Raw genomic sequence first — 16,995 nt, forward strand, 5'->3', positions numbered from 1 at the left:
GCCACCCTAACGTTACGCGGCACCGGAGCGCTTGCCGGCAAACTCGACGAAGCTGCGCTCGTCGTCGTCGGACTCGAAGGCGATGCGGGGGATGAAGACCCCCGCGGCCCGGTCCATCCAGAGAACGATGATGTTCCTGGCCACGCTCACCCCCTCGATCGCCGGCCAGTCCACGCTGAGCACGGTGCCGTTGCCGGCATCGACGAAGCCCTGCTCCGTCACGGTGATCTCGCGATTGCCGAGAACCCAGCCGGCGTCCTTGACGTGGCGGCGAAGCCCGAACCGCGACAGCGCGCCGATGACCACGAGCGTGCTCAGGACGCCGAACAGCACGGAGGTCGTGTCGACCGATCCCGGCCACAGCGCCGACGCTATGATGCCAAGCAGCATCGGCAAGGCACCGGCCGCCAGGAGCGCGAGCCGCATCCACTTTCCATAAACGCGAGCCTGCGCAAGGCGCACGAACTCGGTCCAGTGCGCCAGATCGCGATGGTATTTCAGCGGCGACATCCGTTGATCCCTGAGAAGAAACCGGCGCCCGCAGGCAAGGTGTCAGGCCACCATTGCCCGACAAGGTTTCGTCGCCCGACCGCGCCGTCAGGTTCGGACAAGCGCGCCGATTTGCCCGCTAAGATATGCGGCGGCGCGCGTCTTGCAGATCTGCGTCCATGCCGGCGGCAAGCCCGTCGGCGACGATTCGCGCGATCTTGGCGAACGGCTTGCGCGCATCGATGGCAACGCTCACGGTCTGCGGATCGGCGCCCTTGTCGCGCACGGGGACGAAGACCAGCGCGCCGCTGACCAGCTCGGGCGCGGCATCGAGCTCGGAGGTGAAGGCGACGTAATTGCCGCTACCGGCTAGGCGCTTCACCAGTTGCAGCGAATTGGTCTCGATCGTCTTCTCGGACAGCAGCCAGCCATGGCGCGCCTCGAGATAGCGCCTGATCGCCAGCGCCTTGTTTTGCAGGACGAACGGATAGCCCGCCACCTCCTGCATGCTGGTGGTCTTGCGCCGAGCCAGCGGATGGTTCGGCGCAACCACGCAGCCGAACGGCAGCTCGCGCCGCCACAGCACATGAATCTCGCGATGCGGATTGAGATTGAAGGCGGCGATCAGATCGGCGGCTCCGGACAGCAGCGCCGCCTGCGCCTCGTCGGTGCCGGCGATCTGAATCTCGAGCGAGATACGGGGATGGCGCTCGTTCAGCTCGCTCACGAAGCGCGGCAAAAATCCGTTGACATGGCTGTCCATCGCGACGAGACGCACATGGCCCTGGTTGACGCCCTGCAACTGCTTGAGCTCGGCCTTGGCCCGCCGCTCGTCCGAGCGCCACCGCCGCGTCAGCGCCACCAGTGCGTCGCCCGCCGGCGTCAACCGCATGCCGCCGGTCACACGCTCGAACAGGGTGACGCCGAGATCGCGCTCCAGAAGCAGGATCTGCCGGTTGATGGCGGAGGCCGCGATGTTCATTTCCCGGGCGGCGCTCTGGATCGATCCCGATCGCGCCACCTGGTCGACGTAGCGCAACGCCGCTGGAACGAGCGCCCCTCTCACGTGACCTGCACCCGGCCAACGCCCATGCCAGTTTGCCCATTCTAATTTTGCGTATGGAGAATTGCCTATTCTGCGCTGGACGGCAATGGGTGATTGTGCCGAACATGCCCGCTGAGGTCATCTCCTTCGGTCGCTTCCAGAAGCCGGTCGCAGGCTTTGGGGCAAGCGTTCATGACTGCGTCTCGCTCGCATCGGCTCCGGCTCGAGGCCATCACGCACCGGTTCGGCGCGAGCACGGCCGTGCGGGATATCAACCTCGACATTGCCGGCGGCGAGCTCGTCGCCCTGCTCGGGCCGTCGGGCTGCGGCAAGTCGACCTTGTTGCGGATCATCTCCGGCTTCATCCGGCAGACCGAAGGCCGCGTCCTGTTCGACGACAGCGTGGTCGATGCGCTGTCGCCGGCCGAGCGCGGCGTCGGCATCGTGTTCCAGAACTACGCGCTGTTTCCGCACATGAGCGTCGGCGAGAACGTCGCTTACGGCCTTCAGGCGCACAAATGGCCGCGCGAGCGTATCGGCAAGCGCGTCGCCGAGATGCTCGACCTCGTCCATATGGGTGAATTCGCCAGCCGCAAGCCGCGCGAGCTGTCCGGCGGCCAGCAGCAGCGCGTGGCACTCGCCCGCTGCCTCGCCATCGATCCCAAGGTGCTGCTGCTCGACGAGCCGTTCGGAGCCCTCGACAAGAATTTGCGCCTCGACATGCAGATCGAAGTCAAGCGCCTCCAGCGGCAATCCGGCATCACCACCATTCTGGTGACTCACGACCAGGAGGAAGCGCTGTCGATGGCCGACCGCATCGCCGTGATGTCGCGCGGGCACATCGAGCAGGTCTCGACCCCGACCGGCATCTACGATACGCCGCAGACGCTGTTCGTGAACGAGTTCGTCGGCACCACCAATGTGCTGCGCGGCGAGTTCATTGAAGGTCCTGCCGTGCGGCTCGAGCACGGCCCTATTCTCCCCGTCGGCCCGGACAAGGCATTCCAGCAGGGACGCGCCGTCGTCGTCTCGATTCGTCCCGAGCAATTGCGCTTCCGGCCTGCTCCGTCGGACGGCGCCTTCGCAGCGGTCATCACCACGGTGCTGCCGCTCGGCGCGCAGGTCGTCTACGACGTCGCGCTGACTGGCGGCCCTTCGCTCAAGATCGCCGAGCCCCGCGATGCCGAGGGTGGGCTGCGCCCTGTCGGCGCAACCGTCTATCTGGCACCGGCCTCGCCGGCGGCCTGCAACGTATTCCCAGCATCCTGATTGCCCGGAGAGGACACCGCCATGACATCATTCAGCACTGTTACGATCGATCGCCGGCGCCTCTTGCGCAGTGCCGGTGGCCTCGCGCTCGCGGCGAGCCTGCCTCGCTTTGCGCACGCGCAGAACAAGACACTGATCGCGGCAACCTTTCCAGGCACCTGGAACGAGGCGGACCGCGACGTCATCGCGCCCGCCTTCAGGCAACTGACCGGCGCTGCCGTCACGCAATCCATCATCCTCGGCACCGACCAGGTGTCGCGGCTCGCCGCCGCCAAAGGCAACAAGCCGCCGTTCGACGTCGCCTTCTTCGACGCGCCGCAGGTGATCGACGCGGTGCGCGAGGGCCTGATCATGGAATATCCGGTGGCGCAGTCACCCAATTTTAGGGATCTGCTGCCGACCGCGCAGGACAAATGGGGCCCGAAGATCACCATGCAGGTGATCGGCCTCGGCTACAATCCGGACAAGATCAAGACGGCGCCCACGAGCTGGGACGACTTGCTCGATCCCAAATACAAGGGCCGCGTCGGCCTCACCGCGCTCAACAGCCAGCTCGGCATTGCCTTCCTCGCCGAGCTCAACCGCGTCAAGGGCGGCACCGACGAGGATTTCGAGCCGGCCTTCAAGTTCCTGAAGCAGCTCCTGCCGAATGTCGGCGCGATCGGCGCCAATCTCGGCGCGTTTGCGACGCTGTGGCAGCAGGAGCAGATCGACATCGCGCCCTACAATTTCAACTTCGTGCAGACGCTCAAGGCCAAGGACGTGCCGGTCGAATTCACGATTCCCGCAACCGGCGCGGTCGGCTGGTCGACCAGCCTGCACATCGTCGCAGGCGCAGCCGAACCCGAACTCGCCGTTCAATATATCGACCTGCATCTGGCCGCAGCGACCCAGGAGAAGCTGCTGAAGGCGCCCTATGACGTCATTCCGACCAATGCCAAGGTCAAGCTCGAGGGCGCCATCACCAAGTCGCTGGCCAAGACACTCGACGACGTCGCCAAGATCCGCACCATCAACTGGGAGAAGATCAATCCGCAGCGCGGCGCGCTGATCGATCGCTTCAACCGCGAGATCAAGCTCTAGGGGAGCACCCAAAGATGGAGGCCGATTCCAGGCTCGTCCTGCCGCTTGCCGCCATCTTCACGGCCTTTTTCGTCGCGCCGCTCGTGGTCCTCCTGCTGCTATCACTGCATGGCGACATCGCCATGCAGGGCTGGACGCTGCACAACTACGTCAAGTTCTTCACCGATCCCTTCAGCTACTCGATCCTGATCGACACGCTCCTGCTCGGCGTCAAGGCGACGCTGGTGTGCCTCCTGTTCGGCTACCCCATCGCCTGGCTGTGCGCGCGTGCCGGCGCGCGCTGGCAGAGCGTGCTGGTGTTCCTGGTCATTCTTCCGATCCTGACCTCGGTCGTGGTCCGCACCTTCTCCTGGATCGTGATCCTGGGACGGCAGGGTCTGCTCAACCAGGTCGTGATGGGGCTCGGCCTCAGCAACGAGCCGCTGCGGCTGCTCTATACCGAGGTTGGTGTCGTGATGGTGCTCGCCCAGGTGCAGATGCCACTGATGGTGCTGCCGATCCTCACCGTGCTGTCGAAGCTCGATCCGAATCTTGCCGATGCCTCGCGTGTGCTCGGGGCTGGCGAATGGCGCACCTTCTTCCGCGTCACGCTGCCGTTGTCGCTGCCCGGCATCATCGCCGGCTGCATCCTGACTTATGCGGCAAGCATTACCGCCTTCGTCACGCAGACCCTGATCGGCGGCGCGCGGCTGATCTACATGCCGCTCAATATCTACCAGCAGGCGGTCGGCGCTAACAACTGGCCCTTCGCCGCGGCACTGTCGATCATCTTCATGATCACGGTGATGATCGTCGTCGGCGTGCTCGGCGCTATCGGCCGCAGGAGCGAGATTCATGGCCGGGCTTAGACGAATCCGCTGGGACGCCCTGTCGCTCAAGCTCGTCTTCGGGCTGCTTGCAGGTATCGCCTTGGTCTTCCTGGTGTTGCCGACCGCGGTGGTGCTGCTGACCTCGTTCACGTCGTCGCAGTCCCTGCGGTTTCCGCCGCCCGGCCTGTCGTTCCGCTGGTATCTCGCGCTGCTCGACGCCGACCAGATGCAACGTGCCGCCTGGAACAGCCTGGTCGTCGCGTTCTGGACCACGCTGCTGTCGGGCGCTTGCGGCACGGCCGCGGCGCTCGCGATCGCGCGCAGCCGTTCGCCCCTGATGCGCGCGGCGGACCTCCTGTTCATGTCGCCGCTACTCTTGCCCGCGTTGTCGTTCGGCTTTGCCGCGCTGATCTTCATCAACAGGCTCGGCCTTTCGCCGAACATTCCCCTCCTGGTGCTGGGCCATGTCATCGTCTGCGTGCCTTTCGTGCTGCGAACCACGCTCGCCTCGCTGTCACAGCTCGACGCCAGCCTGCTCGAGGCATCAGAAAGTCTCGGCGCCGGTCGCCTCACGACGTTTCGTCGCGTCACCCTGCCGCTGATTGGGCCCGGCATCGGCGCTGGCGCCTTCCTTGCCTTCATGGCGTCCTTCGACAATGTCCCGGTGTCGCTGATCCTCGCCGACGAGCGCACCGAGATGCTGCCGATCCATCTCTGGCAACAGATCGAGACCAATCTCGACGTCCGCACCGCGGCCGCGTCGGGCGCGATCGTGATCGCCACCCTGATCCTGATGCTGCTCGCCGAACGCTTCGCCGGATTGACCCGGCAGATGCACTGAAGGGAGATTTTCGTGCCGGGACAACTCACCCTCGACACCCTCAACCGCGCCAGCGCGGCCGACTTCGTCGCGGCGCTCGGCGATATCTTTGAATACTCGCCGTGGGTCGCGACGGAAGCCGCCGCGCGGCGGCCGTTCAAGAACCTCGCCGCGCTGCGTGATGCGATGATCGCGTCGATCGAGGCAGCGCCCGCCGAGCAGCGGCTCAAGCTGATCCGCTCGCATCCCGACCTCGCCAACAAGACCCAGCGCGCCCAGGGCCTCACTGCGCACTCGACGCGCGAGCAGGACGGCGCCGGCCTCGACCGGCTGTCGGAAACCGAGTTCGCGATGTTCGAGAGGCTGAACAACGCCTACAAGGCCAAGTTCGGCTTTCCCTTCATGATCTGCGTCCGCCGCCACACCAAGGATTCGATCCTCGACGCCTTCGCGCGGCGGCTCAACAACGACCCTGCGCAGGAGCAGAAAGAGGCGCTGACCGAGATCGCGCGCATCGCGAGCCTGCGCCTTGCCGGCATGATCGCGAGCGGGGAGCCGCTGGCAGTCCACGGCACGCTGTCGGTCCACGTCCTCGACACCCATCGCGGGCTGCCGGCCGACGGCATGAAGTTCAGCCTGGTCGAGCTGTCGCGCCACGGCGAAGAACGCCTGATCGCCGACCTCGTCACCAACGCCGACGGGCGCACCAGCCCCGAGCCGATCGAGGGGCGGCCTGTGCCGATCGGCACTTACGAGCTGCGCTTCCAGGCGGCCGCCTATTTCGCCGGCCGCGGCGTCCCGCTCAGCGATCCCCCTTTCCTCGACGTCATCCCGCTGCGCTTTGGCGTCTCGGAACCGGAGCAGCACCTGCACGTGCCGCTCCTGGTCACGCCGTGGAGCTATTCGACCTATCGCGGGAGTTGAGGTGGCGGCGGCGCGACACCGGGGCTTTGGCTCAACGAGTGTTTGCTCGCGATGGCGCTGACACCGGCTCTCCACGGTAATCAGTTGCACCTTCGAATGGTAATCGCTTGCAGCTTCAAAGGGGGGCAGCCTGTGGACTTTCCTTTCCTCCCCGCTTGCTTATTCTGGCCATCCGTCGCGCAGCATGGTCGATCGAGCGGCCCTGACGACCAGATGAGAGGAGACGATCATGAAGGTCCTTCCCTATCTCACTTGTGCGCTCCTGGTTGGCGCCTCGTCGGGACTTGCGCAATCGGAGACGAGGGTGTTGCCGACCGTCTTTCTTTCGCAAGGTGAGTGGCTCGGCACGAGACTATCGGACTCCGGCCGGATGCTCGTGGACGATGCGGTACAAGACGCCTCGTCCGGCACGCGCATCCAGATCGACGTCAATTCCTGGGCGGACATGGCCGCGACGCCTGAGGGCCAGCAGCGCATGTCCGACCGGCGCATCGAAGCAACGCGCATGGAGCTTCTGCGCCTCGGGGTGGCCGAAACGGACATCGCCGTGATGAAGGTGGAAACTGCCGACGGATCAACACCGCCGCCGGAGGGTGAAACGGCGACCAAGCGCTTCGTGATCGTCGCGCATTATTGAACCCGCTGCGGTGCGTCTAGGCGCGGCCCGCCGATCACGAAACGCCGATATTGTGGGTGTATGATGATGTCGGCGATCACCGGCCTCTGGCGATCAGTCACATGCTCGCCTGTACCATGGCGGGGCCACGGCCGATCAGATTGACGAAATCGATCTTTGACATCTCGACGATGGCCTTGGTGCGGTTCGTGACATTCAGTCGACGAAGGATCTCTGACACGTGCACCTTGACGGTCGATTCGCATATCTTCAGCTCGTAAGCGATCTGCTTATTCTGCAGGCCACGGTATATCATCTCAAGCACCCGCAATTGCTGCGGAGTCAGACCGCGAAGGTGCTTCAGGAGCTCTTTGATCGGATCTTTGAATTGACCTGCGTTCCCAGTGCTTCGGTAGCAACAGGGAAGATAAATCGAGCCTCGCAGCACTTCGCCGATCGCGCGCACGACCTCTTGCTTCGATATCGATTTGGGAATGTACCCGGACGCGCCGAGAAAGAGCGCGCTTTCTACGATACGTGGGTCCTGATGGCACGAAACGACGACGATCGGGCTACTGGCAAAGGTTTTGCGGAGACGAACAAGGCCAGACAATCCCGTCGTCCCGGGCAAGGACAGGTCGAGAATGGTCAGATCAATCCCGCCGCACGACAGCACGTCGAGCGCTTCGTCGATGGTCGCCGCTTCCAGGATCCGAGCGTCGGGTGCGGCGCGGCGAACGCAATCTTCCAGTGCCTCCCGAAACAGCGGATGGTCATCGACAATGAGAAATCGGCTCACGTGGCTGCTCCGACAATCTCGCACCAGAATGCCGGGTCCATGCAATTCCGTTTTGATTTGGGTCAAGGCATGGCAGATCGTGTCAATGTCCGGACCCGCCAGCCAGGCGGAGCAGACAGTGTCCGCTCATGAAACCAGCCTGGTGGCTTGAGCGCGCGCCCCCTCACCTACGCGTACGCCACCTCATGCCGCATCACGAACGGATCGAGCAGCTTGTGCACCTCGCCTGCAACCTCGTCGCGCCGGCCTTCCGGCACGCCCGCAATTGTCACCGTCGCGATTGAGCCGTGGCTGCCGTGCGCACCGACCTTCACCTTGCAGTCGATGCCCTTCTCGGTGAGCGGAGTGAGCACCTTGGCAAACACGCGCTGGGCTGCGTCCCAGCGCAGCTGCGGCTTGAACACCTTGCCGACGCCGGTGACGGGCATCGGATCGATCGGAATGATCTGTACGGGAACGGCGGCGCGCTCGGGCGTGCGTTCGCGCACCCAGGTCTCCAGCTCGCCCGGCTCGACCTTGGCACCCGGCTTCAACTGCACATAGCCGACGGGGAGCTCGCCGGCATAGGCGTCGGGCTGGCCGACCACTGCGGCAAAGCCAACGGCCGGATGCTGGAACATGATCTCCTCGATCGGTGCCGGATCGATGTTGTGGCCGCCGCGGATCACGAGATCCTTGGCGCGGCCGGTAATCCAGAGCTGGCCGTCCGAATCGAGACGGCCGAGATCGCCGGAATTGACCCAGACTTCGTCGACGAATGCCCCCACATTGTGGGCATCGTTGAGATAGCCGCCGAACACGCCGGGCCCGGCCATGATCACAACGCCAATTTCGTCCACGGCGCAGTCGCGTTCGAGCCGTCCCTCGGCGTCGAGCTTGACGATGCGCACGCGGGCGTAAGGCATTGGCAAGCCGACCGAGCCGAGGCGGATGGGGCGGTCCGGATAGGCGATGGTATGCACGCTCGAGGTCTCGGTCATGCCGTAGACCTCGACCACCGGCAGCTTCAGCTTGTCCTGGATCGCAGAGCCGACCGCGACGGGGATCGCCGAGCCGCCACCGGCGGCATACTTCAGACTGGAAATATCCGCCTTGCCCGGCGGGACCCCGAGCGTCGCTGCAAGCACCGTGGGCACGCTCGACAGTGCCTCCGGCCTGTAGCGCTCGACGAGCTGCCAGATGTTCTTCACCGCATTTGGATTGCGCCAGCCGGACGGTGACAGCACCACAAGGCAGCCGCCACCCGCGAGCGTCGTCAGCACCTGCGTCAGTGAGCCTCCGACGTGAAACAGCGGCATGCCGAACAAGAGATTGCTGCCCGGCTTCGACCTCAGGAGCAGGTTGAGCCCCCACGCCTGATAGACTTGGTTGGCGTGGGTGTGGCGCACGAGCTTTGGCGTGCCGGTGGTGCCGCCGGTATGGAAATAGGCCGCGATGTCGCTGCCGGGAATCTTGCGGCCGCTGACGAGCCGGTCTGCCGGCTGCTGCTTGATGAGATCGTTGAAGGCGAAGATGCCGTCCGCGGGATCGCCGCCGCCCCCCACCTGTACGATCGCCTTGAGGCGCTTCAAGGACGGGCGGATCTGCTCGACCTTCTGCCAGATGCCGGTGCCGGGCATCGGGCCGAGCGCGACCAGGATCGTGGTGTTGGCGGCCTCCAGGATCTCCGCAATCTGATGCGGCTCCAGCAGCGGATTGACGGGATTGGCGATGCCGGCGGCCTCCGCGCCGAACAGCGTCACGAAGGCGTCGGGCAAGAGCGGCAGCATGAAGCTGATGACGTCGTCTTTGCCCGCACCCAGCGCGTGAAACATGTTGGCGGCTTGCGTGACGCGCGCGACGAAATCCCGGTGCGAGATGACCAGCGGCGTGTCGGCCGGATCGGCACTGGGCAGGAACTGGATCGCCGGCGCATCGGGATTCCTGTCAGCACCGAGCCTGATCGCATCATAGGTGCTTTCGGCCGCGATGCGCTCCGCGTAAGGCACCCGCTCCAACGTCCGGACCTGCTCGTCCGTGGCCAATTCCGGATAGTCCTCGCCGATGATCCGATCGAGCGCGTGAATGCCCGCCATTCCGTCCGTCCTCCCTCATGTCTGGTGCCGCCTGGCCTCTTTGGGTTTTGCTTTTAGGCGGGGCTCAACCCGCCCGCGCGGATCAAGAGTTGACAGCATGATCGATGATTTGGCCGCCGTCCATGCCTTCCGGAAGCGGAAAATTGACGCTGTGATGGGTGATTTGGCGATTGAACCTCCTTAGCGGGCGGGGGGACCAAGGGACTGAGGTTACGACTGAAGTTTCGTGGGCAGGCGCCGTCTGCCAGAAGAGAGAACGCCATGACCATCGATGCGGGGGCCTTTGGACGCAGGAGGACGGGTGGAACGAGCGAGCTGATCGCGGCTCTCATCCTCGCTGCCGCAATCGCTACCTCCCTGCACGCGGCGCGTGCCGAGGATGCACCACCGGTCGACAAGATGCGCGCCAAGCTCGCCGCCTTCGCCGAAAAGGCAATCGCACAACAGGGCGGCTCGCGCATGGTGTTCAAGGTCGACGCCGGCGCCTTGCGCGACAGGACGGTGAGCGACCTGCGCGATGACGTCTATCGCATCGTGCACGACGGCCGTATTCCCTTCTCCGGCCTTGCGATCCGCGACGGCGGCGTCGAGGTCAAGATCGCCGAGCCGAAGGACCGCGACCGCGTGCTCGCCAAGCTCACCGCCCCCAAGGAGTACCCGCCGATCCCCGGCAGCCCGGTGACCGTTACCGACGCCGGCAACGGTCAGATCAGGCTCGCGCCGACGGATGCCGCCTTCGCTGCCTACTTGCGCGACCTGGTCGACCGGTCCATGGCCATGATCGACCAGCGCCTGTACGACATCGACATCAAGCCGGCCGGCGTGCTGCCTGACGGGGCCGGCCGTATTCGCCTGGTGCTACCGGGCGTCACCGATCCCGACCGTGTCGCTGCGCTGTTCGCGAAGAAGGTGCGGGTCAGCTTCCGCATGGTGGATACCTCGATCTCTCCCCAGGACGCGCTGAAGGACTCCCCGCCCGCAGGCACCGAGATCCTTTACGGCTTCAAGGATGACACCCCCTGGCTCGTGGTGAAGGAGAGCCTGCTCGAGGGCGACGACCTCAGCGACGCCGCGCCGAACTACGATTCCAGGACCCACGACCCGGTCGTGAGCTTCCGCTTCAATGCCCGCGGCCAGCGGCGCTTCGCCCATGCTACCGAGGACAATGTCGGCAAGCCGTTTGCCATCGTGCTCGACGACAAGGTGCTCTCGGCGCCCGTGATCCGCGAGCCGATCACCGGCGGCCATGGGCAGATTTCAGGAAACTTCACGGTTCAAGAGGCCAGCAGCGTCGCCAGCAAGCTGGTCGCTGCAGCACTGCCCGGGCGACTGACGCTGGTCGAGCAGCAGGTCGTGGGGCCAGAGCCGGTAGGCGCGGAATTCCGGCCTTCACCGCCCGGACAGGCCTTTCAACCATTCGCGCAGGTTCGGTGGAAGGTCCGCCGGATTCGTGCTCTGGGTCACGACGGTGGTGTTGCCGCCACTCTTGCGGTAGACCGTCGTCCGTCCGGGCTCTTTCTCGATGCGCACCTCGGCCTGGGCGGGATCGCCGCTCTGGGTGATCACCGTCTGGCCGTTGTCGTCCTGGACGATCGTCGTGTGACCGTCTCCGTCATTGCCTGCCGACGCCGGTCCCGTTCCACCAGACACCATCATCGCCACTCCTGCTGCAAACAGAACGAGCTTCATGACGCGCACCTCTTCCGATCAGCGCCCGAACTGGAAGATGGCCGCCCAGTTGAAGCGGCCGGACTGACTGACGGCACCGGTGTTCATGTCGCCAACCTGAACGAGCAGCGTATTGTTGGCATTGCCCATCTGCATGACGTTCGTCGTGTTGCTCGCGCCAAACTGACCGATCGCGGCACTGGTCGTGCTGCCAGTCTGATAGACGCTAGCATAGTTTTGTGTTCCGGTCTGAATAATCGTTGCACCGACCGGACTCGCGCCACCGAGTTCGATGACCCTCGCGAAATTGAATTGACTACTTTCGTTGACCTGGACCGGGCCCGGATCATTTCCGAACGCGAACACCGTCTCGATATTGAGCGCGCTGGTCGTTAGGCTGCTCTTGACCGAGCCCGCTGATGCTGCCGAGCTCCCGCCGATCGCGGAGGCCAAGAGTGCAGCGAAAATCGAGGCTTGAAGACTCCATTTCATGGCCGCTCCCTGACGCTCCGCAATGTCAACGCCTTCAGATCAGCGTTCCAGACTTAGTGTCCGATCTGAGTGATGTTCGAAAGGTTGACACCGCCGACCTGTGTGACCGCGCCGCTGTTGTTCAATTGACCCACCTGGCCGATGGACGCAATGTTCAACCCGCCGATCTGACCGACCACCGCGCTGTTGGTTCCACCAAATTGCAGGACGCCGGTGGCGTTGTTGTTTCCGGTCTGGGTGACCGTCGCGCTGGTCGTGCCGCCGACCATGAATATGCCGGCCATGTTGGTCGAGCTGGTCTGGTTCAGTACGACCGGCGGCCCGTTGACAGAGACGATCGTCTTGATGTCGGCGCTTTGCGCCCGCGCCGGGCCGCTCGCTGCGCAACAGGAGACGAGAGCTGCCATCGCAGCGACCAGAAGATGCTTGTTCATCGCATGCCTCCACATTGTTGCCGAGATCTCGGTACGACTTCAGATCACGGAGCTGCCTGCAGAATCGTGGAGCCGTTCAGGATCCCGAGCTGGCCGACGGCGGCGGTGTTGTTCAAGCCGATCTGACCGATCAGGCTCGTGTTGGCACCTCCGACCTGACCGACCGCAGCATTGTTGGTCGCGGTGGGCGTCGTGCCACCCTGTCCGATCGTCGCCGAATTGACCGAGGTCAGCGATCCCAGCTGTACGCTCGATGCAGTGTTGGTCGCACCGAATTGCAGGGTCGTCGCGGTGTTGTTCACCGGGCCGGTCTGCGTTGTCGACGAAGAATTCGTCGTTCCGAACTGCAACACGCTGGCCGTGTTGTCAGCTTTGGCTTGGACAGAGGTCAACGCGGCGAGCGTGACGACCGTCGCAACTAGATAATTGATTCGCATATGACTTCTCCGCAAATAGCAACCGGTCGATCCGCCGTTTCACGAACGAGCCTGATCGCGGTTATTTCGAAAGACCCGGGCGCGCCCGCGCTGTGGCGCGCCCAGGGGAGGTACGCGGCTGGCTTAGTGCTGCACGATGGAGCTGAGGTTCAGTCCGCCACCGATCTGACCAACGGCGGCAAAGTTGTTCGGCGGGCCGCCGATCGAGAACTGGCCGATGCCGCTGGTGTTGTTGCCGGTCGCAACCTGGCCGGTGATGGCAGCGTTCGCGGCGCCGACCTGGGTCACCGAGCTGGTGTTGTTCAGCGAAGGCGTGGTCGTACCCTGCAGGGTGAGCGCACCGTTCGCGAGACCGACCTGAGTGGTGGTCGAGCTGTCGTTCACGTGGCCCTGCTGGTTCACGGAGGAGCCGTTTACGACGCCGATTTGGAAGGTGGTCGCCGTATTGTCGGCGCGGGCGCCGGCGGTGAGGGCGATCAGTGCGACGGAAGCGAGGATCAATTTACGCATGGAGTATCCCTTTCGTGCCAAGGTTTAGCGATGGTGAGCGATGTCGTATGCAAAACTCTGCGACATCATGCGGGATACTCTGAACGGTCGACGGGGCGCTTGATAGACTGAGGTTCATGCTAGTCCGGACGGACTAGATGCAGCGTGCGGCTTGGCTCCATTCAATGCAACGGCGCCTTGACGTGTCATCGCAACGTCCGGCCTGATGCTGTCGACGAGCCTCACCACCTCGATGGGCGAGCGCAGCTGCAGCTTCCGCATCATGCGCGCGCGGTGCACCTTCACCGTCACCTCGCTGACATTCAGCCTGGCCGCGATTTGCTTGGCGACGAGTCCCTCCGCCATCAGCAGCAATATGTCGCGCTCGCGCACCGTCAGCTCCTCGAAGCGCCGTCGGGCTTCGCGCACGACGAGTTCACGCTCCAACCGCCTGCGGTCGCGCTCCACGCCGAGCCTCACCGCGTCGAGAAACTCCTGCTCGCGAAACGGCTTGGGTAGAAATTCGACAGCGCCGCGTTTCATTGCTTCCACCGAGACGCGGATGTCGGAATGACCGCTGATGAACACGATCGGAACCGAGACTCCGGAGTCGGCCAGCGCTCGCTGGAGATCGAGCCCGGTCGGCGAGGTGCCAGGAAAGCGAACGTCGAGCACCAGGCACGACGGACCATCGGAGAGTTGCTCTGCCGAAAACTCGTCGGTCGAGCCGAACAGCTTCACTTCAAGTCCGGCGTCATGGCAAAGATCTCCAAGCAAGGTCCGTATTTGCTCATCGTCGTCAATCACATAAATCGTTGCCGGGCACGTACTCATGACCCAAAGTCTCCTCGTCCTATTCTTTTTGTCGGGGAACCGACTCGGTGCCGGTTCCCTCGCAATCAACCGATCCTAGTGCAGCGCCGTGATATTACTGCGGGCCAGATCACACTTTGTGTGTGTTCCGTCCTGCTCGGCGAGATAAATTGATGACGACGCGCCGCATGCGCGGGCGCGGGATCATTGCTTCGCATTCGGCGATGATCATTAAGCTTGTATGACGCAGCGTTGCGGATGCGGAAGGCCGAGCTTCCGTGCGACGAATGTGCTGAAACCGCTGCCGTGTCACCGATGTGCTCATGGTGCGCTCTCATGCACGAGCAGAAATCACTGTGCTCCGACCGGCGCATTCCCTCTCCACACCATAGCACATCTTACAATTAGTGATTGAAAAAGATCGATTCTGAGGCCGTGTCGACGCTCGGAGTATATCCATCATCCCAATAGTGGCAGATCAGCGACGCACAACTTGACGTTTGTTTCATGGAGCCCGCACGTCCAGAGACCTAGAACCGGCGACATATTGCTGGACCGTCAAGCGAGAGCACAGGAATTACTATCTGTGCGTGAGGTGCGAATTGTGCCTGACGGTCATCTTTTTAATGAGGCCGGGGTTTCAATATGCGTTTTGTGCCAATCCTCGTTGCGTTGGGTGGCGTTTCCGCAGTTGCGGCGGCTTTTGCCATCGATCCCGCCGGTATGCGCTCTTCGGTCGCATGGATCGCCAACGAAGCCGGACACGTCTATCGCGCAACCACGCAGACCGTTCTGCCCGCCGCGCACGAAACGCCGACCTTCGGCTCCGACCCGCCGATGTTCCGCTACGCCTCGATCCAGCGCGGCAGCATCGAGCAGACGATCACGGTAACCGGTTCGCTTCAGCCGGTGAAGACGATCGAGGTGGGCTCGCAATTGTCGGGGCAGATCTCAAAGGTCTCCGTCGACTTCAACGACAACGTGCGGAAGGACCAGCCGCTGGCACAGATCGACCCGCGGAGCTTTGCGGCCAAGGTCGACGAAGCTAAGGCGGCAATTGAGATGGCGCGCGCCAACGTCGAGCTGGAGCGGGCCAAGCTCGACCGCGGCAAGATCGACCTGGAGAATGCGAAGGGCACAAGGGCTGTGCTGGCAGCCAAGCTCGACAGCGCCCAGGCCGTCAAGGCGTCGGCGCAGCGGACGCTGCAGCGCAAATTGGCATTGCAGTCGCAGAATGTTGTGGCGACCACGACGGTCGAGGATGCGCAGACCGATTTCACCGCGCGCCTCGCACAGGAGCGCGAGGCGGAGGTTCTGGTGACGCTGAACGCCTACGCCGTCGACGGCGCCACTGCCGACGTGCGCCGGATCGAGGCCGAGCTCCTGCAGGCGAGGACGGCAATACCGGAGAAGGAGGCCATTCTCCGCGCTGCCGAGGCCGATCTCGACCGCACCATCATCCGCTCTCCGATCGATGGCGTCGTCGTCGGTCGGTTCATCAACGAGGGCCAGACGCTTGCGGTCGGCCTCGAGGCGCGAACCGCCTTCCTGGTGGCGCACCGACTCGAGGACATGGAGATCCACGCCCAGGTCGACGAGGCGGATATCGGACGCATCGCCGCCGGCCAGCTCGCGCACTTCACAGTCGATTCCTATCCTGACCGCCGCTTCGAAGCGATCGTGCGTCAGGTCCGCAAGGCGCCCAAGACGCAGCAGAATGTGGTCACCTATACAGTCGTGCTGTCGACTTCCAATCTCGATGGCGCGCTGCTTCCCGGCATGACCGCGCTCGTCAAGATCGTGGTCGACCGCCAGGAGAACGTACTGAAAGTGCCGGTTGCCGCCCTGCGCTTCCAACCGGACGGCACGCCGCCGTCGGAAGCGAAAGGTCGCGACGGCGTATGGCTGCGCACACCCGCGGGCTCGCTCAAGCGCGTTGCGGTCACGGTCGGCGCCGCAGGCGCCGAGCAGGTCGCACTCAAGAGCGGCGACCTTATGGAAGGCAGCCAGGTTGCCGTCGGACAGGCGATCCGCTCCGGAGGCATGGAACTGCTCGGAATAAGGTTCGGATCATGACCGCCCTCCCCGCACTCGTCAGCCTCAGATCGGTCTGTCGCACCTACCGGACCGACGGTGTCGCGGTGACCGCGGTGCGCGACGTCAGCTTCGACATCCGGCGCGGTGAAAGTCTGGCCATCATGGGCCCGTCGGGGTCCGGCAAATCGACCCTGATGAACATGATCGGATTGCTCGATCGTCCGAGCGAGGGCGCGATTCTCCTGGAAGGCGGCGATGTCGCCGACCTGCCGGACGACCGCAGATCCGAGCTGCGCGCGCACGCCATTGGCTTCGTATTCCAATCCTACAATCTGCTCGCGCGGCACAATGCAGTCGAGAACGTGGCGCTTCCGCTCGTCTATGGCGGCATGCGCCGCAAGCAGCGGATGCTGCGCGCCGAACAGTGCCTCGAGGCGGTCGGCATGCTGCACCGGGCGCGGCATTTTCCACGGCAATTGTCCGGCGGCGAGCAGCAGCGCGTTGCGATCGCGCGGGCCCTCGTCGCTTCGCCTGCGATCGTGCTCGCGGACGAGCCGACCGGCGCGCTGGACAGCCGGACCGGCGCCGAGATTCTGGCCCTGTTCGATGCGCTCCACGACGGCGGCCAGACCGTCGTGATGATCACCCACGATTCCAGCGTGGCCGCGCGCTGCGAACGAACCATTCGCCTGCATG

Annotated in this window: 17 protein-coding genes and 1 pseudogene; 9 read left to right on the plus strand and 9 right to left on the minus strand. The window is 64.1% G+C overall.

Going from position 1 to position 16,995, the window contains the following annotated elements; translation table 11 throughout:
- Positions 1-12: 12 nt before the first annotated feature.
- Positions 13-510, minus strand: a complete 498-nt coding sequence (locus tag QQL28_RS33440) for a YcxB family protein (RefSeq protein WP_284272467.1) — start codon at positions 508-510, stop codon at positions 13-15.
- A 118-nt stretch (positions 511-628) separates the two neighbouring features.
- The gene (locus QQL28_RS33445) at positions 629-1,555 is read right to left on the minus strand and encodes a LysR family transcriptional regulator (protein ID WP_284272469.1); all 927 of its coding nucleotides are present in this window, start codon (positions 1,553-1,555) and stop codon (positions 629-631) included.
- 171 nt (positions 1,556-1,726) lie between these two features.
- Between QQL28_RS33445 and QQL28_RS33450 the strand changes: the two genes are divergently transcribed.
- The 6 genes from QQL28_RS33450 (at position 1,727) to QQL28_RS33475 (ending at position 7,076) form a co-directional block, all read left to right on the plus strand.
- On the plus strand, positions 1,727-2,803 hold the full coding sequence (locus QQL28_RS33450) for an ABC transporter ATP-binding protein (protein ID WP_284272471.1): 1,077 nt from the start codon (positions 1,727-1,729) through the stop codon (positions 2,801-2,803).
- A 21-nt stretch (positions 2,804-2,824) separates the two neighbouring features.
- Entirely contained in the window at positions 2,825-3,886 is a 1,062-nt protein-coding gene (locus tag QQL28_RS33455; protein WP_284272473.1) for an extracellular solute-binding protein, read from the plus strand.
- A 14-nt stretch (positions 3,887-3,900) separates the two neighbouring features.
- Positions 3,901-4,734, plus strand: coding sequence for an ABC transporter permease (locus tag QQL28_RS33460; RefSeq protein ID WP_284272475.1), 834 nt, complete (start codon positions 3,901-3,903; stop codon positions 4,732-4,734).
- Positions 4,721-5,536, plus strand: a complete 816-nt coding sequence (locus QQL28_RS33465) for an ABC transporter permease (protein ID WP_284272478.1) — start codon at positions 4,721-4,723, stop codon at positions 5,534-5,536. Before QQL28_RS33460 ends, QQL28_RS33465 begins: the two co-directional genes overlap by 14 nt.
- A 12-nt stretch (positions 5,537-5,548) precedes the next feature.
- Positions 5,549-6,439 (plus strand): 2-oxo-4-hydroxy-4-carboxy-5-ureidoimidazoline decarboxylase, encoded by an 891-nt coding sequence (gene uraD / locus QQL28_RS33470; protein WP_284272481.1) that lies wholly within the window; start codon positions 5,549-5,551, stop codon positions 6,437-6,439.
- Between the two features lie 229 nt (positions 6,440-6,668).
- Positions 6,669-7,076, plus strand: coding sequence for a hypothetical protein (locus QQL28_RS33475; protein ID WP_284272483.1), 408 nt, complete (start codon positions 6,669-6,671; stop codon positions 7,074-7,076).
- A gap of 97 nt (positions 7,077-7,173) precedes the next feature.
- Here QQL28_RS33475 and QQL28_RS33480 read toward each other — a convergent pair whose 3' ends face one another.
- Positions 7,174-7,854, minus strand: coding sequence for a response regulator (locus tag QQL28_RS33480; RefSeq protein WP_284272485.1), 681 nt, complete (start codon positions 7,852-7,854; stop codon positions 7,174-7,176).
- A 167-nt stretch (positions 7,855-8,021) separates the two neighbouring features.
- The gene (locus QQL28_RS33485) at positions 8,022-9,929 is read right to left on the minus strand and encodes an acyl-CoA synthetase (RefSeq protein ID WP_284272487.1); all 1,908 of its coding nucleotides are present in this window, start codon (positions 9,927-9,929) and stop codon (positions 8,022-8,024) included.
- 927 nt (positions 9,930-10,856) lie between these two features.
- On the opposite strand from QQL28_RS33485, the pseudogene QQL28_RS46285 reads away from it, so the two are divergent.
- Positions 10,857-11,240 (plus strand): annotated as a pseudogene (locus tag QQL28_RS46285) (SecDF P1 head subdomain-containing protein); the annotation flags it as partial.
- A 396-nt stretch (positions 11,241-11,636) separates the two neighbouring features.
- On the opposite strand, the gene QQL28_RS45990 reads toward QQL28_RS46285, so the two are convergent.
- The 5 genes from QQL28_RS45990 to QQL28_RS33510 all read right to left on the minus strand — a co-directional run bounded on the left by QQL28_RS45990 (position 11,637) and on the right by QQL28_RS33510 (position 14,283).
- A complete protein-coding gene (locus tag QQL28_RS45990; protein ID WP_348522539.1) occupies positions 11,637-12,089 on the minus strand; it encodes a curlin in 453 nt (150 codons plus the stop codon).
- A gap of 53 nt (positions 12,090-12,142) precedes the next feature.
- Positions 12,143-12,523 carry a curlin gene (locus QQL28_RS33495; RefSeq protein WP_284272489.1) on the minus strand — a complete coding sequence of 127 codons (381 nt, stop codon included), beginning with the start codon at positions 12,521-12,523 and terminating at the stop codon, positions 12,143-12,145.
- Positions 12,524-12,567: 44 nt separating this feature from the next.
- A complete protein-coding gene (locus QQL28_RS33500) occupies positions 12,568-12,960 on the minus strand; it encodes a curlin (protein ID WP_284272491.1) in 393 nt (130 codons plus the stop codon).
- A gap of 123 nt (positions 12,961-13,083) precedes the next feature.
- On the minus strand, positions 13,084-13,470 hold the full coding sequence (locus QQL28_RS33505) for a curlin subunit CsgB (protein WP_284272493.1): 387 nt from the start codon (positions 13,468-13,470) through the stop codon (positions 13,084-13,086).
- Between the two features lie 114 nt (positions 13,471-13,584).
- Entirely contained in the window at positions 13,585-14,283 is a 699-nt protein-coding gene (locus QQL28_RS33510; protein WP_284272495.1) for a response regulator transcription factor, read from the minus strand.
- 624 nt (positions 14,284-14,907) lie between these two features.
- Here QQL28_RS33510 and QQL28_RS33515 point away from each other — a divergent pair.
- Positions 14,908-16,338, plus strand: a complete 1,431-nt coding sequence (locus QQL28_RS33515; protein ID WP_284272498.1) for an efflux RND transporter periplasmic adaptor subunit — start codon at positions 14,908-14,910, stop codon at positions 16,336-16,338.
- A partial coding sequence (locus QQL28_RS33520) for an ABC transporter ATP-binding protein (RefSeq protein ID WP_284272500.1) occupies positions 16,335-16,995 on the plus strand: 661 nt, incomplete at its 3' end. The genes QQL28_RS33515 and QQL28_RS33520, both read left to right, overlap by 4 nt.

This window comes from Bradyrhizobium iriomotense (assembly GCF_030160715.1).
GTDB lineage: Bacteria > Pseudomonadota > Alphaproteobacteria > Rhizobiales > Xanthobacteraceae > Bradyrhizobium > Bradyrhizobium iriomotense.